Consider the following 20,510-nt stretch of genomic DNA (forward strand, 5'->3'; position numbering starts at 1 on the left):
AAAGTAAAATGGGTTTCTCTGACTAACCTTATACTCAAGAGACAGACTGTTCCAGAAATAGTGCAAAAAGACTGGAAAATCCTTTACAAGTATGCGCAGGAGCTCCTTTCCTCAGAGCACCTAAGGCAAGAGATGAAGGAGAGCTTTTTAGAACTTCGTAAGCTCTTAGGGCAGGAAGGTGTTTTAGAAAAACTACGCGAGCTTTTCTTAAGCATTTTCCAAGAAAGCTAAGACATCACTAAAAGGTTTTGGGTCTTCTATCTGAAAATCCATCCACTCTCCAGTATGAGGATGATAAAAACCTAAACGATAGCTCACAAGCATGTGGCAATCACCAAGAAGTTTTCTTAAGTTTTCTCCGACAGATGAAGGCTTAAAGCCGTAAGTTATATCACCAAGGATGGGATATCCCAAAGAAGAAAGATGAACTCTTATCTGGTGGGTCCTTCCTGTGTATATGCGCAGCTCTAAAAGGCTAACGCGGTACTTCTCAAACCTTTTGAGCACTCTGTATTCTGTCTTGGCAGGTTTTCCCTCTTGGCTTACCCAAAACTTTTTCCTATCCGTAGGGTGTCTTCCAATGGGTCTTTCTATAACTCCTTCATCCTCTTTGGGAAGCCCGCTAATAAGTGCCCTGTATAGTTTGAGAACTCTTCTTTCTTTGAACTCTTCCGCTAAGCGCAAATGTGCCTTGTCAGTCTTTGCAACCACCATAAGCCCTGCTGTGTTTTTGTCCAATCTGTGGACTATCCCTGGCCTTTCCCATCCTCCAATGCCAGAAAGATGTTTTATCCTAAAAAGAAGAGCATTTACCAGAGTACCAGAAGAGTATCCGGGAGATGGATGCACCACAAGACCACAGGGTTTTATAAGCACTAATATGTGCTCATCCTCATAAACCGTATCAAAGGGTATATCCTCGGGTAGTACTTCTACAGGCTGTGGCTCTGGTACAAAGAAAGTGATCCTCTGCCCCGGTTTTAGCTTTTTAGATGGCTTTTTGATCTGAATATTATCAACCAGCACAAAACCCTCTTCTATGAGCTTCTGTATATAACTTCGCGAAAACTCTCCGTAAGCTTCTGTTAAGAAAGTATCTAACCTCTTGTTTTCAAAAGGTTCTTCAACCGCAAATTCAAGAACTTCCGCTATCTTCTTTCCCAACTCTGACATATATAACTATATCTTCTGGCTCTTCTTCAAGATTTAGGCTCTTTATCAGCCCAAAAACCACATTGTAGGCGACCCTTTTTGGAAAGTCTTTTAGCCTTATGTCTTTTCCATTGACCTTTATAACCACCTGTTTCATAGTAGAATAATTTTAACTCAAGTGATCTCAACTTTTACAAAGGATTGATCACCCTTTTTCTCTATAAGTATTCTCTGGTCAAACTTTTCCGCCAAATCCTCAAGATGGCTAATAATACCTACCATTCTTCCTGCGTTTAGCTTTATAAATTCAAAAAACTCTCCCAAGGATTCTCTTGTTTCTCTGTCAAGAGAGCCAAAGCCTTCATCTATGAATATACTTTCCAAGGGTGCATTGTGTGAGACTATATCACTGACTGCAAAGGCAAGGGACAGGCTGGCAAGAAAAGTCTCTCCTCCACTTAGCGTCAGGACACTCCTCTCATAACCAGAAGACCTATCAATAATGTAAAGATTATCCCTTTCATCATCAACAAGCTTAAACTCGTACAGTCCAGAGCTAAACTTAAGAATGTAGTAGCTTGCTCTGTCAAGTATGCTGTGTAGCATGTATCTGCTTATAAAGTCCGGAAAGTGATCGCTTCTCATGTCTCTCTCTAAGACTTCGTACTTTTGAAGTTCCTGCGTTAGTTGAGTAAGCTCCTGCTCCACTTCCTTTTTTCTGCGTAAATTTTCTTTAGCTTGCTGTAGATCTTTGGAAAGACTTCCTACCTCTTGATATATCTGATTTATAGTATTTTCTAAGGATCTTAGCTCTTCCTCTATACTCCGCCTGTTTATATCCTGTGGATACTGAGCGAGAGCTTTCTCTAAACTTTGCAGTTCTTCTTGGAGGCTTTTAACAGACATATTATACTGAGAAATTTCTTCCTCAAGCTTTTGTAGTTCTTCCTTTGGAACGCACAGAGATTTTAGGCTTTCTATGTTTCCAAACTTTTTTATGGCTGGAAGGAGAACCTGGTATATCTCTCCAAGCTTTTTTCTTGTGTCTTCTCTATCACTTTCGTTCTGTCTTAATTTCTCCTCTATAATTGAAAGCTTTGCCTTTAAAGATTCCCTGTAATCCCTTATTTTTTTATATTTTTCTTGCACTTGGTTTATGATCTCTTGTCTTTCTATAAGCTCCCGCTCAATGGCTAAAAGCTCTTTGTAGGGATCTTCTATCTTTCTGCTTAGCCTTTCTAAAAGTTCCTGTTTTCCTTTATTTAGCTCAGCAAGGTCTTTGTTGAGGTGTTCCAAGCTTGTGCGGATAGCGGTTAGCTCCTCTGACTTTTTTAACACTCTGGGCATTAGGTCTTCACGCTGTTTTCTTATTTGTTTTTCCTCTTCCTTTAGCTTTAAGAAGGTTTCGTACTTTTCTTTAAGCTGTGAGTAAGTTTTATAAAAGTCCTCGTAGTCTACAAGCTCGTTTCTCTTTTGCTCAAGGTCTTTTTTCCTGTTTTCCTGACTTGCTATATCACTAATAACTTTCTGTTCCTGCTGTCTGATCTTCTCAAGCTCCTGTTTTATGTGGGTAAACTCTTCGGTACCTTTTTCAGATAGTGCGGGCAAAGTTTGGATCCTATTGCCACAAACGGGACATAACTGCCCGGGTGAAAGTCTTAGCGCTATTTGGTGAATACTTGCCTCAAAAAGTTTGGACTCCAGCTTCTCTCTTTCAAACTGAAGTTTTTTGAGCAGTTCTTCGAGGTTTTTCATCTGGATTTCTATCTTTTGTATTTCCAAATTTATCTTAGAGAGCTCATCGTATCTTGTTTTACGTTCTTTGGCTTCTGCGTATTTAGCTTCAATACCTTCTAAGTCTTTAAGTTGTTTTTCTATCTGAGAAAGCCTATCTTCTTTACTTTTTAGGTTTTCTTGGAGGTGCTTTAGTTCTTCTTCAAGATTTTCTTTTAATTTCTGCTTCTCTTCCAAATCTAGAGTGGTCTGTTTTATCTTTTCTTCTATTTTTAACAGTTGATTAATAAGGTCTCTTTCTATTTTCAAATGTCCTATTTCTGATGATAGTTCTCCAAGCTTTTCATACTCTTTTTCTACACTTTTGAGTTCTTCCTCTACATTTTGAAGTTCGTGTTTATACATTATATGGCCACTTTCTAAGCGTTTTTTTTCTTCTATAAGCTCATCCGATTTTTTTTCTAACTGCTCGTATTCCTTCAAAAAATGCTCGTATCCTGATATCTCCTTAGCTATGCTTAGTTTTTCCTGTTTTTTTTGCATCTGCTCTTGCTCTTTCAAAAGCTCTGAAAGTTTTGACTTTTTATTTGATAACTCTTCTTCTATCCTCTCCTTTTCCATTGCTCTGCTAAGCTGGGATCTGAGTTTTTCTTTTTCTCTTTCAAGTACTTCTATCTGCCTTTTTTTATTTTCTAACTGATGCTCCATGTTAACCACTGTTTCTTCTGTAATGTTTACTAAGTTTGAGTATTCTGCCTCAAGAACGCGTTTCTTTCCTTTTAGGTCATTTAAAGTTTCTTTTATGATCTGGTTCATTTTTTCAAAGATCTTGTCGTATCCCAAAAGTTTGTTTAGAATTTCTCTGCGTTCGGTGGGTCTTTGTGGCTTTAGAAACCTATCAAACTGTCCTTGAGGTAGCACTATAACCTTCGTGAAGGTTTCATAATCCATACCCAGTATCTTGGATATATAGTCTTCTACCTCTTTGACTTTTAGGTTTAAGGGTTTTGAGCCTTCGTAAAACCTTACTACCTGAGGCTTTGAAATTTCGTATAATCTGTCTACGGTGTATCTTTTGTCTTTTACCGAAAACTCAAAGCGGACTCGCATGCGCCTTTGTCCCTTTGAAAGAAGGTATTCCTGCGGGTTTGTTCCTTTGTATCTGGGTACTTTTCCGTATAAAGCATAGCATATGGCGTCTATAAGACTTGTCTTACCCGCACCTGTTCTTCCCTGAATTATAAAGAAGTTAAGGTCTGAAAAATCAACCATCTGTCTTCTGTAAACGGTGAAGTTCTCAAGTTCAAGCAGTATGGGTCTCATATTCCGCCCTTTGAAGCAGTTTAATAAACTCTTCCATCAGCTCTTTAGATGGTTTTTGTCTAAGAAACTTCTCGTAATAATCCATGTAAGCGGATATCAGGTCTACTTTTTGTGGTTCGTATGTTCTCTCACCGTTATCTTGGTTTAATGGTTGTATCTCAAACCTTACAAGGTTATCGCCAAGTATCTCCTCTATCTGTTTTTTCTTTACATTTATACTCATATCTCTCATATCTGCAGTTAAAATCACTTTGAAAATACCTCTCATGCCTCTGAGTCTTTCAAGCACCTCAGAAAAGTTTTCTCTGGGACCTACTTTTATCTCATGAAGTTCTCTTTTAATGTCTAACTTTATAGGTTTTACTTGAAGCTCATCTTCAAGAATTACCAAGTTAGCAAACTTCTCCATGCCTTTTTCAGAAAAGTCTATCTGATAAAGACTTCCCGAATAGTAAGCTCTGTTTATTCTTTGGTGCCTATGTACATGTCCAAGAGCTATATAATCAAAACATTCGGGTATGTGCTCCAATTTTAGTGCGTAAAACTCTCCTACTGTAGACTGTCTTTCCGTTCCTGAGATTTTGGCGCTTTCCACCATTAGATGTGCCAAAAGCACCTTGTAGCGTGCAGACTCAACATGTTTGGCTAATACTTTCAAATAGTTAGCTACTTTTTCCGTATAGCTTCTGTGTGGGTTTTCGTGTAGGTGAGTTAAGAGTCTTTCGCTGGGATAAGGAAGGCACGCTACAGTTAAGTCTCCAAATTTTAATATACAATCCTTTGGGTCTTTACATGGTCTGTCTATCACATGTAGATGAGCTATCCTTCTAAGGTGTTTGTAGGACCTTATAAGGTCGTAGCTGTCATGATTACCCGCTATGAGTACCGTGTGTACACCTTCAGTGTGTAGTTTAGTTAAGAAGTCAAGCATCATATCTTGTGATTCGTGATCTGGGTTTGCTTTGTCGTAAATGTCCCCCGCTATGAGAAGTACATCTACTTTTTCTTCTTTACATATATTTATCACCTGACTAAGGGCATATTCAAGGTCCTCATTTCTGTTTATCCTTCCTAAGGACTTACCTGCATGAAGGTCTGATATGTGCAATAGTCTCATGTTTCCCTCCACTTACAGAGCATTATACTACTCTTGCCTCCTTGAAAGAAATAATCCTATGGCGTATATTTTAAAGAATGAATACCTATTCGGAGGATTATCATGTGTAGAGAGTGTGGTTGTTCAGTCAATCATCAGCACGAACACAAACACGAAGAGACAAAGACCTTGGAAGTATTCACCAAGATCCTTGAAGCCAATGACAGGCAGGCACAGGAAAACAGAGAACATTTTGAAGAATATGGAGTTTATTGCATAAACCTGATGAGTTCTCCCGGTGCTGGGAAGACGAGCCTCTTGGAGAAAACTATAGAACTTTTAGGAAACGAGCTAAGGATAGGGGTCATAGAAGGAGATCTGGAAACCAACAGGGATGCAGAGAGGATAAAAGCGAAGGGTGCACCAGCTTATCAGATCACTACAGGGAGCGCTTGCCATCTTGATGCCTCAATGGTTCACGATGGAATACATCATCTTCCTTTAGAAGGCCTTGATGTGGTCTTTGTGGAGAATGTGGGGAACCTTGTCTGTCCAGCCTCTTACGATGTGGGAGCACACCTCAATGTGGTGCTCCTTTCCGTCACGGAAGGGGATGATAAGCCAGAGAAGTATCCGGTGATGTTTAGGTCTGCAGACCTTATGTTGATAACCAAGATAGACCTTCTTCCTTATGTGGATTTCTCCGTTGAGAGGGCACTCAGTAGCGCGAGGAAGATAAAGCCAAATATGGACTTTATGATGTTGTCCACAAAAACGGGAGAAGGGCTTGAGGACTGGATAGATTACTTAAAGTTTAAAGTAAAGTTCTACAGGAAGGCACTGAAATGAATGTACTTTGGCTCCAGAGACTTTCGTGTTGCGGAAATACTCATTCTCTTTTGAACTGTGACACTTTTAACTCCCTTCTCAAAGAAGTAAACTTTCTTTTTCACCCATCTCTTTCCATAGAAAACGAGGAAGAGATTATAAACAAAGTGCTTGAGGGTAGTTTAAAGCTTGACCTTTTTATCCTTGAGGGTGCGGTAAGGATTAATGACGAGAAGGTGAAGGAGCTTTGTTATACCGCAAACTATGTGATGGCAGTAGGCAGTTGTGCGGTTTACGGCAACATACCAGCCTTGAAAGATAACTATGTGTGTGGACTTCAGTATAGATTTAAAGAGAAGGGAGGGTTGTTGGGAGAAGATTTTGTTTCTAAAGGAGGGCTTCCGGTTATCAATCTATCTGGCTGTCCAGCGCATCCCGAATGGATAGTAGGTGTTATCAGATCGCTTGCAAGAGGCATAAAACCTGCGTTGGACAGCTGGGGCAGACCCAAAGAGTTTTACTCAAGCCTTACCCACTGGGGATGTACAAGAAACGAGTACTTTGAATGGAAGATAGAACCCGAAAGCTTAGGCTCAAAAAAGGGATGTCTATTTTATAACTACGGATGCAGAGGTCCCATGACTTACTCTTCTTGCAACACTATCCTCTGGAACGGAGTGAATTCAAAAACAAGAGCAGGCACACCCTGTTTTGGTTGTACTGAGTTTGACTTTCCAAGGGTGGGGCTTTTTGAAACAAAGCAGTTTGCTGGCTTGCCTGCGGAACTACCCATAGGTGTCTCAAAGAGAGGCTACATAATGCTTTCTGGCATTGCAAAGATGTTTGCACCTGAGAGGTTGAAAGTTGAAGATTGAGAAAAGGCTTCTTTCAAGAGTAGAAGGTACAGCAGAACTTGAACTTATATGGGGAAACGGCTATGTACAGGATGTCAAGATAAAAATACCCAGTTCAAGAGGCATAGAGAAGGTACTTGAAGGAAGACCCTTTATGGACGCTCTTGTAATAACGCCAAGAGTGTGTGGTATATGTGGACATGCCCATCTTATGGCTTGTGTAAGAGCCTTAGAGGATGCTGTAGGGAATGTAAAGCTTACCCAAAAGGCTAAACTGGTGAGGGACATAACGCTTACCGTGGAAATGATACAGAACCACATAAAGTGGTTTTACCTGTTCGTAATGCCAGACTTTATAAGGCTTGGAGAAAAAATTGAGGATTTTGAACCCTTCAAAGGTAAAAAGTGGAAGAAAGCTATAAATGTATCATCAAATGTGGTAAAAGTAATAGCAATATTTGGTGGTCAGTGGCCCCACTCTTCTTACGCTGTTCCTGGAGGCATAACTTCAAACTTTACTACCTCAGATATTTCAAGAGCATTATCCGTAGTAGAAAGTGTTGTCGAATTTTTTCTTGAGGATATGGTGGGTATGGATGAGGAAAGTTTTCTTTCTGCAAGGAGCGCCGGTTTATGGGAAGAACTAAAGGGAGATATAAGACTATTTGTAAACTTGTGCATCAAACACAAACTTGAAAAGGTAGGATCTTCCTATGGAAGACTGCTTACTGGAGGTGAGGTATTTCCTTGCATAAGTCCGGGTCATTTTACTGGAGAAAAAAAACTGTGTTCCCTTAATCTTTCAAAAATAAAAGAAGTTGTTAGTCCCTCCTATTCCAGTGTAAAAGTGGTAAGATACAATGGGCTTCCCTACGAAACTGGACCTCTATCGCGCCAATTTCTTTCTGGTAATCCCTTCATCAAAAGACTTTACAAGGCATACAAAGATAGCTACATGACAAGAGTATTGGCTCGTCTTCTTGAGGTTTGGGAACTACTGGATGCCATCAGAGAAAAGCTCCGCGGGCTATATGCTTTAATAAAGGAAGCTTCTTACCATCCTTCTTATCAAAAGGCAGACAAGGTATTTGGAGAAGGAATAGGCGTGGTTGAGGCTGCAAGAGGTACGCTTATACACCGTGTACATATAAGCAAAGGCATTATAACTGAGTACCACATCATAACTCCTTCTGTGTGGAACTTGGGTCCTAGATGTGAAAAGTACTTAGGCGTAGCAGAAAAAGCAATTATCGGTTTAGAAGATCCCTTACATGCAGAGATGGTCTTAAGAAGTTTTGATGTCTGTTCTGTATGCACAACGCACTAAAAGGAGGTGGCTAATGAGAAGAATTCTTCTATCGCAAGGTGGTGGTGGAGAGGAAACATGGAAACTCATAAAGGATGTATTTTTAAAACACTTTTCCAACGAACATTTAGAAAAGCTTGAAGATGCCACATTGCTTGAGATAGATTCTAAGATAGCTTTTACCACAGATTCTTTCACAGTAAACCCTCTCTTTTTTAAAGGAGGAAACATCGGAAAGCTTGCGGTTGCCGGTACAGTAAACGACCTGGCAGTGATGGGAGCAAAGCCTCTTTATATGTCAGTAGGATTTATCATAGAAGAAGGTTTTCCTTACGAGGACCTTGAAAGCATTGTGGTAAGTATGAAGGAAGAAGCAAAAACCTCAGGTGTACTGATAGTTGCTGGTGATACAAAAGTAGTACCCAAAGGAACTGCAGATGGGATCTTTATAAACACTTCTGGCATAGGCAAAGTGCTTTACGAAGGTTTGTCCTGTAGGAACATAAAGGAAGGAGACCTCATTATAGTGTCTGGAGGTATAGGTGAACATGGTGCGTGCATACTTGCCCAAAGGGAGGGTATATATATGGACATAGAGCTTGAGAGTGATTGTAGAAGCCTCTGGAATCTTGTAGAGAGGATAATCTCTTCTAATGCGGAAATACATGCTATGAGAGATCCTACAAGAGGTGGTCTTTCCGCGGTTCTTCACGAATGGGCAAGAAGTTCCCAAGTTTCCTTCTTAGTACAAGAAGAAAATATACCAATAAAGGAACCCGTTTTGGGACTTTGTGATCTTTTGGGTCTTGAACCTTATCACCTTGCCTCTGAGGGAAGGCTTGTTGTAGCAGTCCCTGAAAAAGAAGCAAAGAAGGTACTTGAAATAATAAAGGAACACCCTGATGGAAGAGATGCACAGATAATAGGCAGAGCTATTCCTGCAGAAGGACAACCCAAGGTTATTCTTAAAACTTCTTACGGTACACACAGAGTGCTTGATCCCCCTGCAGGTGAGCTTTTACCGAGGATATGCTAACATGCACGAGTTTTCCGTAGTACAGAGCCTGATGGAACTTATAGAGAAGTATGCGGAGGAAAATAGAGCAAAAAAGGTCCTTAAGGTTGTTGTAAGCATAGGCGCACTTTCAGGTATAGAGCCACACCTTCTTGAGCTTGCCTTCAACACTTTCAAAGAAGGTACCATAGCCGAAAGTGCCCTCTTAGTTATTGAAAAGGAGAAACTAAAGGTTAAGTGTCAGGAGTGTGGTGCAGAAGATGAAAAAGATGAGCTCAACGCACTATGCCCTTTCTGTGGATCGCTGAATACAGAGATCATCTCTGGACAGGAGATGCTTCTTAAAAGCCTTGAGTTAGAGTGTGAAGATGAGACTTAAAATAAACCTAAAAGGTGCGGTTCAAGGTGTGGGTTTTAGACCCTTCGTGTTTCGCCTTGCGTCTGAGTTAGGATTGAAGGGATGGATAATAAATGACTCTTCCGGTGTGGAGATAGAAGTTGAAGGAGATGAGACTATTTTACAAACCTTTTTGATACGGTTGAACGCAGAGAAGCCCCCCTTAGCTCACATATACTCACAGGAAGTGGAGTACTTAGAAGATGTAGGGTACTCAAGCTTTGAGATAAGAGAAAGCAAAGGAGAAGGTAGGAAGGAAGTTTTAGTACTGCCAGATATAGCCACATGCGACGAGTGCCTGAAAGAGCTTTTTGATCCGCAAGACAAGAGATACATGTATCCCTTTATAAACTGTACCAACTGCGGACCAAGGTTCACCATAATAGAAAAACTTCCCTACGATAGACCCAACACAAGTATGAAGGTTTTTCCCATGTGTGAAGACTGTCTTAGGGAATACGAAGACCCTGTCAACAGAAGATTCCACGCACAACCCAACGCTTGTCATGTTTGCGGTCCTTGGGTAAGCCTCTACGCAAGTGATGGAAAATTACTGGCAGAAAGAGGTGATGCTATAAACCTCCTTATAAAAGCTCTGAGAGATGGTCTCATCGTTGCTGTGAAAGGTATAGGAGGCTTTCATCTCATGTGCGATGCCACAAGAGAAGAACCAGTAAAACTTCTCAGAGATAGGAAAAGAAGGTTAGAAAAACCTTTTGCTGTCATGTTTAAGGATATGGAGCAAGTAAGTGAGTATGCGGAACCAACAGAACTTGAAAAGGCACTACTCCTATCCCCAGAAAGACCAATAGTTCTAATAAAAAAACGAAAGGAACTTGCACCTTCCGTAGCACCAGGGCTTAAAAGAGTTGGAGCATTTTTACCTTATTCACCTCTTCATCACATAATTCTAAAAGCTCTTGATTTTCCTGTGGTTGCAACCTCTGGTAATCTTTCTGACGAACCTATAGTCAAAGATAATGAAGAGGCTCTAAGAAAACTATCCTTATTTGCGGATATGATCCTCGTGCATAACAGAGATATAAAAAGAAGGTGCGATGATTCGGTTTTTAAGGTGGTAGGTGGGATACCACAGCCCATTAGGAGATCAAGGGGGTACGCTCCGCTTCCCGTAAAGCTATCTTTCAAACTTCCCAAAAAGATCCTCGCCGTAGGTGGTATGCTAAAGAACACTTTTGCTATAGGTTTTGATGATACGGTAATTCTAAGTCAACATGTGGGTGATGTGGAAAATTTAGAAACGCAGAAAAGTTTTGAAGGTATGGTATTTGACCTCATGACTCTTTACGAATTCAAACCGGAGGTCGTAGTGTGCGACCTCCATCCCAGATACGAAACCACAAGGTGGGCAGAATACTTTTCTCAAAAAGAAAACATACCTCTCATCAAAGTCCAGCACCATTATGCTCACATACTCTCGTGTATGGCAGAAAGAGGTATAAACGGTAAGGTGTTAGGAATAGCTTGGGATGGCACTGGGTACGGTGATGACGGAACACTTTGGGGTGGGGAGTTTATGATATGTGATTATCAGGGTTATGAAAGGGTTTTTTACATGAAACCTTTCAGACTCATAGGTGGAGAGAAAGCGGTCAAAGAGCCAAGAAGGATGGCTCTATCTTTACTATTTGAGCTTTACGGAAAAGATGTCTTTGATATGTCCCTACCAGCAGTTAGTTCCTTCACGAACAGTGGGCTTGTAAACCTCTACACAGCATGGTCTAAAGGCATAAACTCCCCTTACTCAAGCTCAGTAGGGAGGCTATTTGATGCTGTTGCTTCCCTTTTGAACATAAAGCAAACTATATCTTACGAAGGACAAGCAGCGATGATGCTCGAAGACCTTTACGATCCATCTATTAAGGACCATTATCCTTACTTCATTGAAGAAAAACACATAAACTGGAAGCCTACCATATTGGCTATTATTGAAGACAGAGAAAAAGAAAAAATACCTTCTAGGTTTATAAACACATTGGCTAAAATATGTCTTGATGTGTCTATCAGGATGGATGTTGAACAGGTTTGTTTATCTGGTGGAGTGATGCAAAACGATCCCTTGGTAAGCAAGATAAAAGAACTTCTAAGTAATAGAGGTTTCAAAGTTTATACACACCAAAGAGTCCCAGCTAACGATGGAGGGCTGTGTTTAGGACAGGCTGTTTATGGCTCCCTTTGAAACAAGACCTTCAATCTCTCTTCAAGAAGTTTTATAGACTCTTCTATATCTTCCTCTTGTGAAGATGCTAAACGCGGAAATATTGTTATTTCAATGGTTTCCAAGATGGGTTTATTGTCCCTGTCAAAGAACACCCCTATCCAAACGCCGTTTATCCCCGTCTCTCTCCATTCTGCAGGCTGAGTTTTGGAATCAAGCCTTATCCTTACCTGTCCTTCTCCAAGTGTATCTAATATTGCAATTCTGTCTTCCTCAGTTAAGGGTAGTTTGTTTATGTATATAATGTGCTCTTCGCCTTTTTCGTAAAGGTCTTTGAGAGCTTGAAGTATTTCGTTGAGTATGGCTGGAGCGTTCATAAGCATAGTAAAGCCTCCACATATTCGTTCCAAGCCTTTATACCCTCAAGCTTCACCACTTCTTTGCCTTCTTTAAAAATTACTACCGCAGGAACGGGATAATCTTTAAGAAGGTCTGGGTAATTGTCTACATTTACGCTATAGAACTTAAACTTACTGCCAAAACTCTTTTCCATCTCAGGAACTACAATATCCGTGTCAAAAATCTCTCTTATCTTTTCCTTTTTCAATTCACTGCGTACATAAAGAACGAAAGTTTCTTTGCCATCAACCAAAGCTCTAAGCTCTTGCCGGCTTAACTCTTTCATAAGTTATACCCCATTCTCTTAACTGTTCTAAAACTTTATCTATCAGATCCTGCATCCTTCTTTTAATTGAGTATGAAAGCTCTACAGAAAGGTCTAAACTCTCTGGCTCTATACCTATCATAACCACCTCTTTAGGTTTTTTACCCAAAAGGTCTGCAAGTGCCAGAACCTCCTGAAAACCAAGCTCGTGTGCGGATACCTTTTTTCTGAAGTACGCCTTTACCTCCTCATCTTTTAGCTTATAAAGGGTGCCTGGAGGTCCTCCCCCAAGCACCGCATCAACTACTAACAGCCTCTCAAAGCCTTCCATAAAGTAAAGCAGGTCTATACCGAGCGTTCCACCATCCATGAGTTCCACACCATCAGAGAAGGAGTAGTTCTTCCTAAGCTCTTCTACCACCCTTACTCCAACGCCTTCGTCGGACAGAAGTATGTTCCCTATACCCAGCACGAGCACCTTCATTCTTCTACATCCTTTATATCAACGGGTTCCCTTTCAAACACCTTATAACCGCTGAACATGGAAGAAAGCTCACCGTTCTTCTTTATGGCTTCCTCTCTTATGACAAAGTAAACATGAAGCACTGCAAAGATGATTATGAGCCACGCTATCCAGTGATGCCACATGTGCACCATAAACTCACCACCTAAGAAACCTAAAAGCCATCCAAACAGAGAAGACCAAAAGCTACCGGGCTTGGACATTCCGTACATGGCAAAACCTGTTGCTATCATGAAGAATATCATAAAGTAAACGATGGGATAGACCGTTCTTGCACATGCGTTTCTTATGTACTCGTGTCCTTCTGTATCCCTCATGATAAAGGCATACTTTAGTGTGATCTCCTTCAGGCTCGTCCAGTAATCTTTCTTCCAAACAGCAGGAAAGACCAACCTGTCCCTCTTATTAAACACAGCGATTATTATCCTAAAAAGAAAGGAAGCCAGAAGAATATACCCAGCTATGAAGTGGACTTTCCTGATGAAGTCCATGGTAAGTCCTTCTCTGTAAGCGTATGTAGCTTCTACGCCTGTAGGACCCAAGAAGAAGGGATTTCCTATGTAAAGTCCAGTAAAGAAGAGAACCATTATGGTTAAAAAGTTTACCCAGTGCCACAACCTCAACCCTGGGCTAAATATGTAAATCTTCTTTGCTTCTATCATAGCCTATACCTCCTTAATAGCACACATTGGCGCCCTGCACTTTGACGCTTACTATCTCTTTCCCTTCTGTATCGTAAATATGTGTAGAACATGCAAGACATGGATCAAAGGAGTGAATACCTCTGAGAACCTCAAGGGGTTTGTCTACAACTTTAACGGGTGTGTCCTTCATGCACTCTTCAAAGGCACCCTGTCCTCCCATGGGATCCCTCGCCCCACCGTTCCATGTGGTGGGAACAACGCACTGATAGTTTGCTATCTTGCCATCTTTTATTACTACCCAGTGTCCTAAGGCTCCCCGTGGTGCATCAGTTATACCAACGCCTTTTGCCTCCTTTGGCCATGTAGAAGGGTCCCACTTTTCCATGTTTGCAACCGCTGTATCTCCTGCCTTTATGTTATCGTAGAGCTTTTTCAGGAAGTAGAGGTTAGCAGTAGCACCTAACTGAGCCTCAAGTCCTCTTGCTGCTGTTCTTCCTACAGTGGTAGGTAACCATACATGAGGGGGTAAATCAAGCACTTTTGAGACTGTGTCTATCTGTTTTATCACCATCTCATCTATCCAGCTGGGTTTTATATGTCCTTGCTTTACTGCAGTATAAACTACTATGTACCTTGCCAGCGGACCCACCTCGCAGGGCTTTCCTCTCCATCTTGGGGATTTTATCCACGAGTACTTACCCTTTTCGTCAAGATACTTCCACTGAGTCTTAGTTCCTTCCTTGGGTCCCGTGTAGTTGGGTTCTGTTATGCCGTCCCAAGGATGGAGTCCTTTAGTTTCGTCAGGATACTTGTACCAAGAGTGGGCTACATACTCCTGTATCACATTGGGATCTGCAAAGTCCTTTCCTACCATGGGATAGTATTTAGCCTTATCAACACCTTCTGCAAAGTCTTCCACAACGCCGTTGCAATGGTAAAGTATCTTGTTATGATAGTCTCCCGTCTTTATACCTCTGTAAGGCTCGTCAGGAAACTCACCGTACCCGATCACCCTTTTCTTTGCAAGTCCACCGCCGTAAACCTGTCCCTTCTGTACATATATGTGTCCTATAGCCAGAAGGTCTATAAGATAAAAGAGATTTACCGCTTCTACTTGTGTGTATATGGCATCTTCAACCACTGCGAGCCTTTCTGTGTTTATAGGTGCGTTCATGTCGTTCATAGATATGGAACAGGTCATTCCGCCTACCAGATAGTGAGGATGTGGATTTTTACCACCGAAAACCACCTGAGGTATAAAGAGCTCCCTCTGAACATCAAGCATGTTAAGATAGTGAGCTACTGCCATGAGATGTACCTCAGGAGGTAAGAGTTTGTAGTCCGGATGGTCCCACCAGTGCGCAGCGAAAATTCCAAGCTGTCCACTTTCCACTATCTTCTTTATCTTTTCCTGAAAAGCTCTGTAATATCCCGGTGTAGCCTTGGGAAACTTTTTTGGATAGGCTCTGTGACCCAAGAAATCAGGCATGACTTCTGCAATAGCTCCGTATTTTTCTAAGAGCTGGTTCTGTAAAACCGCAGTCTGAACTGGATCCGCTTTAAGAGCCTCTACAGGAGAAACCCAGTCAAGAGCATGAAGGTGGTAAAAGTGTACCAAGTGATCGTGTACCTGCAAACTGCCGTACATGATGTTCCTTATATAGTTAGCATTTTTGGGAATTTGAATCTCAAGGGCATCTTCTATGCAACGCACAGAGGCGAGCGCATGTATAGATGTACACACACCGCATATCCTCTGAGCAAAAGCCCACGCGTCCCGTGGGTCTCTTCCGCGCAGGATAAGCTCAATACCTCTCCACATGGTACCCGAGGATACAGCATCCTGCACTTTACCCGTTTTTTCGTCTACAATGACCTCGATCCTGAGATGCCCTTCAATTCTTGTTACAGGGTCAACTACCACCCTTGCCATGTTTATTTACCTCCTCTGTTTTTTATCTTAGAAAGCACACCGTGAGCAACCGCACCTGCTGCAGCGGCAGCCACAGCCACCGCACCTACCTTGTCAGGGCTTGCTTCTACATTAGGTAAAGGTATTGTAGTAAGTCTTTGGTAGAAGGGTCCTTTGTCCCAAAAGTCTTCCTCTGCACAACCTATACAACCGTGGCCAGCCTGTATTGGATAAGAAAGACCGTTGTACCAACGGATGTTTCCACAGGAGTTATAAGTAGTTGGTCCTCTGCATCCTACTTTATAAAGGCACCACCCTTTCTTAGCGCCATCATCGTCAAATCTCTCTACAAACTGACCTGCGTTGAAGAATGCTCTTCTGTAGCAAGTGTCGTGTATGCGATTGCCATAGAACTGCTTGGGTCTTCCCTGAGAATCTAAAGGAGGTATAGCATCAAAAAGAACAAGATACATAATAACGCCCGTCATTACCTCTGCAATGGGAGGACAGCCAGGAACTTTTATGATGGGTTTGTCCGTTATAACCTTGTGTATGGGGACAGCGGTGGTAGGGTTTGGCTTTGCAGCTTGTACGCATCCCCAACTGGCACAAGAACCCCAAGCGATAACAGCCTTTGCTCCCTTTGCAGACTCCTTGAGGTTCTCAAGGAAAGCTCTCCCTCCTACTACGCAGTACATACCATCCTCACCCAGCGGAGGGTTTCCTTCAACAGCAAGGATGTAATTCCCCCAGTACTTTTTTATGATCTCCTCCCTGTGCCTTTCAAGAGCTTCTCCTGCAGCAGCAGAAAGTGTATCATCGTACTCAAGGGATATCATGGAAAGCACCACATCAGAAGCCAGAGGTGTTGCAGACCTTATAAAAGATTCAGAACAACAGGTACATTCAAGTCCGTGTATCCACAAAACAGGCACTCTCGGTTTTGTTTCTAAAGCCCTAACAACCTGCGGTATCATGGAAGGAGAAAGCCCCATCATGCCCGTTATGGTGGTTGCAAATTTCAAAAAGTCCCTTCTGCTCACACCGTGCCTTTTAAAAGCTTCCCAAAAGGTTTCCATACCTTACCTCCTTATTGAATATTCGTTCAATAACATGATAAAAAATACATTGATTCTTGTCAAGAAAGTTTTTTTTATAGTTTTTATAAGAAACGCTTATACAAACTTTTCAGTGGGAATTATAATATAGTTATATTGAAATGGGTAAAAGCATAAGGTATTTGGACAGAAACACCGAACCCATGCTACCTCCTCAGGAGAGGAACAAAACTTTCAGAGAGTATGCACTGGGATTTTCCGTAAGTATGGCTCTTGATGAAGCCAAAAGATGTCTCTTTTGCAGAGATGCGGAAAAAAGGTGTATAAGAGGCTGTCCTGTGAATGTGGATATTCCTGGTTTTATTAAGAAAATAACAGAAGGAGACCTTGTGGGTGCATACAAGAAGATTATAGAGACAGACCTATTTCCTTCCATATGCGGGAGAGTATGTCCTCAAGAGAGACAGTGTGAAGGTTCTTGCATACTCTATTACGATACAGTAAAAGACAGGAAAAATAAAGGTCTTCCTGTGAGCATAGGAGCTCTTGAGAAGTTTGTAGGGGACTTCATTCGCGTATCGGGTATTGAGATAGAGGAAGAAAAGAGAGAACCCACAGGAAAAAAAGTAGCTGTAGTAGGAGCAGGTCCTGCTGGTCTTTCCTGTGCTTACGACCTTCTACGGTGGGGACACGAGGTACACATATACGAAGCTCTACCCAAGGCAGGGGGAGTTATGGCTTATGGCATACCACCAGCAAGGTTGGACAGAGATCTGCTTGATTGGGAAATAGAGAGGCTCAAAAAGCTTGGTGCCAAGTTCTTCTTCGGTTATGTAGTGGGAAGGACTGTTAGCCTGAAAGATCTGTTAGACAGATACGATGCTGTCTTTTTAAGCGTGGGTGCTGGCAGAGGATCTCTGGGAATAAAAGGGGATCACTTGATAGGTGTGTATTCTGCCATAGAGGTGTTAATGCGCATAAATCTGATGCACGCTAAAGACTTTCCTTTGGCTTCCACACCGATAAATTTGGGAAAAAGGACCGTCATAATAGGTGGTGGCTTTACTGCGGTTGACTGTGCCATCAGCGCTTTGAGGTTAGGTGTAGAGACCCATGTGGTCTATAGAAGAACAAGAGAAACCTCTTCAGCAAGGGACGAAGAGTGGGATCACATAAAAGAAGAAGGTGCCATGATTCACTGGCTTACACAACCCATAGAGATACTAGGAGATGAAAAGAATAGGGTTATAGGTGTTAAGTGTATAAAGATGCAGTTAGGAGAACCTGACGAAAGTGGAAGACCCAGACCAGTAGCCATACCCAACTCGGAACACATTATAGAGTGCGATTCTGTTATATTTGCTATAGGACAGAAACCAAACCCTATAGCTTACGAAGATATTCAAGGTATTGAGCTTACAAAGTGGGGTACAATAAAAGTAGATGAACATTTTAGAACAAACATTGAAGGACTTTTTGCAGGAGGGGATGTAGTAAATGGTGGGGATACAGTAGTAAGAGCCATATCTCACGGTAGAAAAGCTGCAAAGGCTATAGATGAATACCTTATGAAGGAGGTAAGAAGATGAAAAAGGTAGCCATAGGTATAGGCTTAGTCTTACTTGCCTTTTTCGTGATCAAGTCCTGCGGTAAATCTCCAGAGGAGCAGGCAGAGAATACAGTCAAAGACTTTATCTCTGCTATAAAGGATAAGGAAGGTGAGGATGCGGTAAAGCTCCTTTACCCACCCTTTAGAGATGCTCTTGCACAAAATGTAAAACTGCCAGTAGAAATTACAGAACTTAAACCTTCCGAACTTTTAGCTTGCATACTTTCAAGCATGGGAAATAACATTGAAAAAGTAAAGTATCTTGATGCTAAAAACATAGATGACAAACATGTAGAGGTGCTTGTCAAGGTAATAGACAAAAATGGTATAGAAAAGCTTTTTAGCTTTATACTTATAAAAGACGAGAAAAAGTGGAAGATAGCCAGTATATCACCTGTCAAATGAAGATACTCATATGGCAGACGGCTTACTTAGGTGATGTTATACTGACTACCCCTATTATAAGAACCTTAAAAAACAACTTCCCAGACGCGGAGCTGGGCTTTGTAGGAAGGTCCTTTGTGGGTGAGCTTTTGAAGGGATATCCCATACGATTTATTCCATTTAACAAAGGCTTCTTTGAGTCTTTCTCAATAATAGACAAGATAAAGGATCACCATATGGTTTTGTCTCCTCACATATCTGCCAGATCTGCGCTCCTTCTGTTTTTGTCAGGCATTCCTGTCCGTATAGGTTTTGATAGATCTGAACTTTCTTGGCTTTACACCCACACAGTAGCCCACACTTGGGGAAAACACGAAGTGGAGAGGAATTTAGACCTTCTGAGACCCTTAGGGATTAGACAAGACAGCATGATAAAAGAAACAAAACTTTTTGTTGATGAGGAGGAGACAAAGATAGTACGAGAAAAGTTTCGTCTGCCGGAAGAGTATGTGGTGCTTGCCCCCTTTTCTAATTTTCCTCTCAAGGAGTGGTACGCAGAAGGGTGGATAGAATTAGCTCAAGCTTTGGATTTACCAAAGGTGCTTGTAGGTACAGAGAAGGATTTACGAAAAGCTATGCATATAGAAAAAAAAGCTAAACTCATAAACTTGACAGGAAAAACCTCTCTCAGAGAGCTCCTTGCAGTGGTTTCGGGGGCAAAGCTCGTGATCTCATCAGACTCCTCACCTGTACACATTGCTAACGCCCTTGGTATTCCTGCCATTTGTGTATACACATCTACCTCACCCTCTTACGGCTTTTATCCTACAATAGGCTCTTATCTCACTCCGCAAATTCCTTGCTCTCCGTGTTCTCCAAATCCTAAAAAATGTAAAACGGGAAGTTATGAGTGCCTCAAAGCAGTAAGTCCAGAAGATGTAATAAAAAAAGCTAACTTTTTCCTATAATGCACGTTCCTGTGTTATTAAAAGAAACTCTGGAAATACTTGTAAAAAACAGGGGAGGGGTGTATGTGGATTGTACTGTGGGGCTTGGAGGACATACAAAAGGAATACTCCAAAAAGACCCTACAGCGTATGTGATAGGTATAGACAGAGATCCCTATGCATTAAAGTTAGCCAAAGAAAACCTCAAGGATTTTGAAGGAAGGTATTCCTTATATCAAGCTAACTTTAAGGACTTGGATCAAGTTTTAAAAGAAGAAGGTATAAAAGAAGTGGACGGTTTTTTGTTTGATCTTGGTGTGTCCATGCTACAGCTCAAAAGCGATAGAGGTTTTTCTTTCCAAAGAGATGAACCTTTGGACATGAGAATGAATCCAGAAGACAAGAAAACCGCCTATCAAGTAGTGAATACTTACAGCGAGAAAGAACTTGCGAGGATTTTCAGGGAATACGGAGAAGAGCGTTACGCAGAAAAAATAGCCAAAGCCATAGTTGTGCAAAGAGCTAAAAAACCCATAGAAACCACCGCTGAGCTTGTACAGATCATACTATCCGTCATACCCTACAGATACGGTAAGATACACCCCGCTACCAAGGTGTTTCAGGCTCTGAGAATAGAAGTAAACCAAGAACTTGCTTCTCTTGAGATTGCCCTTGAGAAAACCATCCCTTTTTTAAAGAAAGGGGGAAGGCTGGTGGTTATCTCCTTTCATTCTCTTGAAGATAGGATAGTGAAGAACTTTTTTAAAAAACACGCGGATACACTCAAAGTGTTAACAAAAAAGCCTATAAGACCCACTATAGATGAGGTAAAACGCAACCCAGCAAGCAGGAGTGCCAAACTTAGAGCGGGAGAGAAAATATGAA

At 41.5% G+C, this 20,510-nt stretch carries 20 protein-coding genes and 1 pseudogene; 11 read left to right on the plus strand and 10 right to left on the minus strand.

What is annotated here, in order from left to right:
- Positions 1-231, plus strand: a pseudogene (locus tag CP948_RS07095) (lipid-A-disaccharide synthase); the annotation flags it as partial.
- Here the strand turns inward: CP948_RS07095 and CP948_RS07100 are convergent.
- From CP948_RS07100 to CP948_RS07110, 4 genes are read right to left on the minus strand one after another with little or no spacing between them, the layout of a single operon-like run.
- The gene (locus CP948_RS07100; protein WP_096602817.1) at positions 208-1,173 is read right to left on the minus strand and encodes an RluA family pseudouridine synthase; all 966 of its coding nucleotides are present in this window, start codon (positions 1,171-1,173) and stop codon (positions 208-210) included. The pseudogene CP948_RS07095 and the gene CP948_RS07100 sit on opposite strands and share 24 nt — an antisense overlap.
- Positions 1,136-1,309 carry a hypothetical protein gene (locus tag CP948_RS08885; protein WP_180764107.1) on the minus strand — a complete coding sequence of 58 codons (174 nt, stop codon included), beginning with the start codon at positions 1,307-1,309 and terminating at the stop codon, positions 1,136-1,138. Before CP948_RS08885 ends, CP948_RS07100 begins: the two co-directional genes overlap by 38 nt.
- 17 nt (positions 1,310-1,326) lie before the next feature.
- Positions 1,327-4,209 (minus strand): AAA family ATPase, encoded by a 2,883-nt coding sequence (locus tag CP948_RS07105; protein WP_096602819.1) that lies wholly within the window; start codon positions 4,207-4,209, stop codon positions 1,327-1,329.
- Positions 4,190-5,326 (minus strand): metallophosphoesterase family protein, encoded by a 1,137-nt coding sequence (locus CP948_RS07110; RefSeq protein ID WP_096602945.1) that lies wholly within the window; start codon positions 5,324-5,326, stop codon positions 4,190-4,192. Before CP948_RS07110 ends, CP948_RS07105 begins: the two co-directional genes overlap by 20 nt.
- A 102-nt stretch (positions 5,327-5,428) precedes the next feature.
- On the opposite strand from CP948_RS07110, the gene hypB reads away from it, so the two are divergent.
- The 6 genes from hypB to hypF are packed head-to-tail and all read left to right on the plus strand — an operon-like array spanning position 5,429 to position 11,905.
- Positions 5,429-6,154 (plus strand): hydrogenase nickel incorporation protein HypB, encoded by a 726-nt coding sequence (gene hypB, locus CP948_RS07115; RefSeq protein ID WP_096602821.1) that lies wholly within the window; start codon positions 5,429-5,431, stop codon positions 6,152-6,154.
- Positions 6,151-7,008, plus strand: a complete 858-nt coding sequence (locus CP948_RS07120) for an NADH-quinone oxidoreductase subunit B family protein (protein WP_096602823.1) — start codon at positions 6,151-6,153, stop codon at positions 7,006-7,008. The genes hypB and CP948_RS07120 overlap by 4 nt, the downstream gene beginning before the upstream one ends.
- Complete coding sequence (locus tag CP948_RS07125) at positions 6,998-8,314, plus strand: nickel-dependent hydrogenase large subunit (protein ID WP_096602825.1); 1,317 nt, start codon at positions 6,998-7,000, stop codon at positions 8,312-8,314. The genes CP948_RS07120 and CP948_RS07125 overlap by 11 nt, the downstream gene beginning before the upstream one ends.
- A gap of 13 nt (positions 8,315-8,327) precedes the next feature.
- Positions 8,328-9,329: a hydrogenase expression/formation protein HypE gene (hypE, locus tag CP948_RS07130; protein ID WP_096602827.1), complete on the plus strand. Its 1,002-nt coding sequence runs from the start codon at positions 8,328-8,330 to the stop codon at positions 9,327-9,329.
- Between the two features lies 1 nt (position 9,330).
- Complete coding sequence (gene hypA, locus CP948_RS07135) at positions 9,331-9,687, plus strand: hydrogenase maturation nickel metallochaperone HypA (protein ID WP_096602829.1); 357 nt, start codon at positions 9,331-9,333, stop codon at positions 9,685-9,687.
- Positions 9,677-11,905: a carbamoyltransferase HypF gene (hypF, locus tag CP948_RS07140; protein WP_096602831.1), complete on the plus strand. Its 2,229-nt coding sequence runs from the start codon at positions 9,677-9,679 to the stop codon at positions 11,903-11,905. Before hypA ends, hypF begins: the two co-directional genes overlap by 11 nt.
- Here hypF and CP948_RS07145 read toward each other — a convergent pair.
- Genes CP948_RS07145 through CP948_RS07170 form a run of 6 tightly spaced genes read right to left on the minus strand, consistent with a single transcriptional unit; the run spans position 11,890 to position 16,706 of the window.
- Entirely contained in the window at positions 11,890-12,267 is a 378-nt protein-coding gene (locus CP948_RS07145) for a hydrogenase expression/formation protein (RefSeq protein ID WP_096602833.1), read from the minus strand. The genes hypF and CP948_RS07145 overlap by 16 nt on opposite strands.
- Positions 12,258-12,569, minus strand: coding sequence for a thioredoxin family protein (locus CP948_RS07150; protein ID WP_096602835.1), 312 nt, complete (start codon positions 12,567-12,569; stop codon positions 12,258-12,260). Before CP948_RS07150 ends, CP948_RS07145 begins: the two co-directional genes overlap by 10 nt.
- Positions 12,541-13,032, minus strand: a complete 492-nt coding sequence (locus CP948_RS07155) for a HyaD/HybD family hydrogenase maturation endopeptidase (protein WP_096602837.1) — start codon at positions 13,030-13,032, stop codon at positions 12,541-12,543. The genes CP948_RS07150 and CP948_RS07155 overlap by 29 nt, the downstream gene beginning before the upstream one ends.
- Positions 13,029-13,733 (minus strand): Ni/Fe-hydrogenase, b-type cytochrome subunit, encoded by a 705-nt coding sequence (gene cybH, locus CP948_RS07160; protein ID WP_245810113.1) that lies wholly within the window; start codon positions 13,731-13,733, stop codon positions 13,029-13,031. The genes CP948_RS07155 and cybH overlap by 4 nt, the downstream gene beginning before the upstream one ends.
- 13 nt (positions 13,734-13,746) lie before the next feature.
- The gene (locus tag CP948_RS07165) at positions 13,747-15,648 is read right to left on the minus strand and encodes a nickel-dependent hydrogenase large subunit (protein ID WP_096602839.1); all 1,902 of its coding nucleotides are present in this window, start codon (positions 15,646-15,648) and stop codon (positions 13,747-13,749) included.
- Between the two features lie 2 nt (positions 15,649-15,650).
- Positions 15,651-16,706, minus strand: a complete 1,056-nt coding sequence (locus tag CP948_RS07170) for a hydrogenase small subunit (protein ID WP_096602841.1) — start codon at positions 16,704-16,706, stop codon at positions 15,651-15,653.
- Between the two features lie 140 nt (positions 16,707-16,846).
- Here CP948_RS07170 and gltA point away from each other — a divergent pair, with 140 nt between their 5' ends.
- Genes gltA through rsmH form a run of 4 tightly spaced genes read left to right on the plus strand, consistent with a single transcriptional unit; the run spans position 16,847 to position 20,509 of the window.
- On the plus strand, positions 16,847-18,274 hold the full coding sequence (gene gltA, locus CP948_RS07175; RefSeq protein ID WP_096602843.1) for an NADPH-dependent glutamate synthase: 1,428 nt from the start codon (positions 16,847-16,849) through the stop codon (positions 18,272-18,274).
- Positions 18,271-18,699, plus strand: coding sequence for a DUF4878 domain-containing protein (locus CP948_RS07180; RefSeq protein ID WP_096602845.1), 429 nt, complete (start codon positions 18,271-18,273; stop codon positions 18,697-18,699). Before gltA ends, CP948_RS07180 begins: the two co-directional genes overlap by 4 nt.
- Positions 18,696-19,646, plus strand: a complete 951-nt coding sequence (locus CP948_RS07185; protein ID WP_096602847.1) for a glycosyltransferase family 9 protein — start codon at positions 18,696-18,698, stop codon at positions 19,644-19,646. The genes CP948_RS07180 and CP948_RS07185 overlap by 4 nt, the downstream gene beginning before the upstream one ends.
- Positions 19,646-20,509, plus strand: coding sequence for a 16S rRNA (cytosine(1402)-N(4))-methyltransferase RsmH (gene rsmH / locus CP948_RS07190; RefSeq protein WP_096602849.1), 864 nt, complete (start codon positions 19,646-19,648; stop codon positions 20,507-20,509). Before CP948_RS07185 ends, rsmH begins: the two co-directional genes overlap by 1 nt.
- Position 20,510 lies beyond the last annotated feature (1 nt).

It is taken from the genome of Hydrogenobacter hydrogenophilus (assembly GCF_900215655.1).
In the GTDB taxonomy this organism is placed as follows: Bacteria; Aquificota; Aquificia; order Aquificales; family Aquificaceae; genus Hydrogenobacter; species Hydrogenobacter hydrogenophilus.

Excerpts from the sequence above, each read along its gene's own strand:
- CP948_RS07100 (WP_096602817.1), bottom strand. The coding sequence starts at position 1,173 with ATGTCAGAGTTGGGAAAGAAGATAGCGGAAGTTCTTGAATTTGCGGTT.
- CP948_RS08885 (WP_180764107.1), bottom strand. The coding sequence starts at position 1,309 with ATGAAACAGGTGGTTATAAAGGTCAATGGAAAAGACATAAGGCTAAAA.
- CP948_RS07105 (WP_096602819.1), bottom strand. The coding sequence starts at position 4,209 with ATGAGACCCATACTGCTTGAACTTGAGAACTTCACCGTTTACAGAAGA.
- CP948_RS07110 (WP_096602945.1), bottom strand. The coding sequence starts at position 5,326 with ATGAGACTATTGCACATATCAGACCTTCATGCAGGTAAGTCCTTAGGA.
- hypB (WP_096602821.1), top strand. The coding sequence starts at position 5,429 with ATGTGTAGAGAGTGTGGTTGTTCAGTCAATCATCAGCACGAACACAAA.
- CP948_RS07120 (WP_096602823.1), top strand. The coding sequence starts at position 6,151 with ATGAATGTACTTTGGCTCCAGAGACTTTCGTGTTGCGGAAATACTCAT.
- hypE (WP_096602827.1), top strand. The coding sequence starts at position 8,328 with ATGAGAAGAATTCTTCTATCGCAAGGTGGTGGTGGAGAGGAAACATGG.
- hypA (WP_096602829.1), top strand. The coding sequence starts at position 9,331 with ATGCACGAGTTTTCCGTAGTACAGAGCCTGATGGAACTTATAGAGAAG.
- hypF (WP_096602831.1), top strand. The coding sequence starts at position 9,677 with ATGAGACTTAAAATAAACCTAAAAGGTGCGGTTCAAGGTGTGGGTTTT.
- CP948_RS07145 (WP_096602833.1), bottom strand. The coding sequence starts at position 12,267 with ATGCTTATGAACGCTCCAGCCATACTCAACGAAATACTTCAAGCTCTC.
- CP948_RS07150 (WP_096602835.1), bottom strand. The coding sequence starts at position 12,569 with ATGAAAGAGTTAAGCCGGCAAGAGCTTAGAGCTTTGGTTGATGGCAAA.
- CP948_RS07155 (WP_096602837.1), bottom strand. The coding sequence starts at position 13,032 with ATGAAGGTGCTCGTGCTGGGTATAGGGAACATACTTCTGTCCGACGAA.
- cybH (WP_245810113.1), bottom strand. The coding sequence starts at position 13,733 with ATGATAGAAGCAAAGAAGATTTACATATTTAGCCCAGGGTTGAGGTTG.
- CP948_RS07165 (WP_096602839.1), bottom strand. The coding sequence starts at position 15,648 with ATGGCAAGGGTGGTAGTTGACCCTGTAACAAGAATTGAAGGGCATCTC.
- CP948_RS07170 (WP_096602841.1), bottom strand. The coding sequence starts at position 16,706 with ATGGAAACCTTTTGGGAAGCTTTTAAAAGGCACGGTGTGAGCAGAAGG.
- gltA (WP_096602843.1), top strand. The coding sequence starts at position 16,847 with ATGGGTAAAAGCATAAGGTATTTGGACAGAAACACCGAACCCATGCTA.
- CP948_RS07180 (WP_096602845.1), top strand. The coding sequence starts at position 18,271 with ATGAAAAAGGTAGCCATAGGTATAGGCTTAGTCTTACTTGCCTTTTTC.
- CP948_RS07185 (WP_096602847.1), top strand. The coding sequence starts at position 18,696 with ATGAAGATACTCATATGGCAGACGGCTTACTTAGGTGATGTTATACTG.
- rsmH (WP_096602849.1), top strand. The coding sequence starts at position 19,646 with ATGCACGTTCCTGTGTTATTAAAAGAAACTCTGGAAATACTTGTAAAA.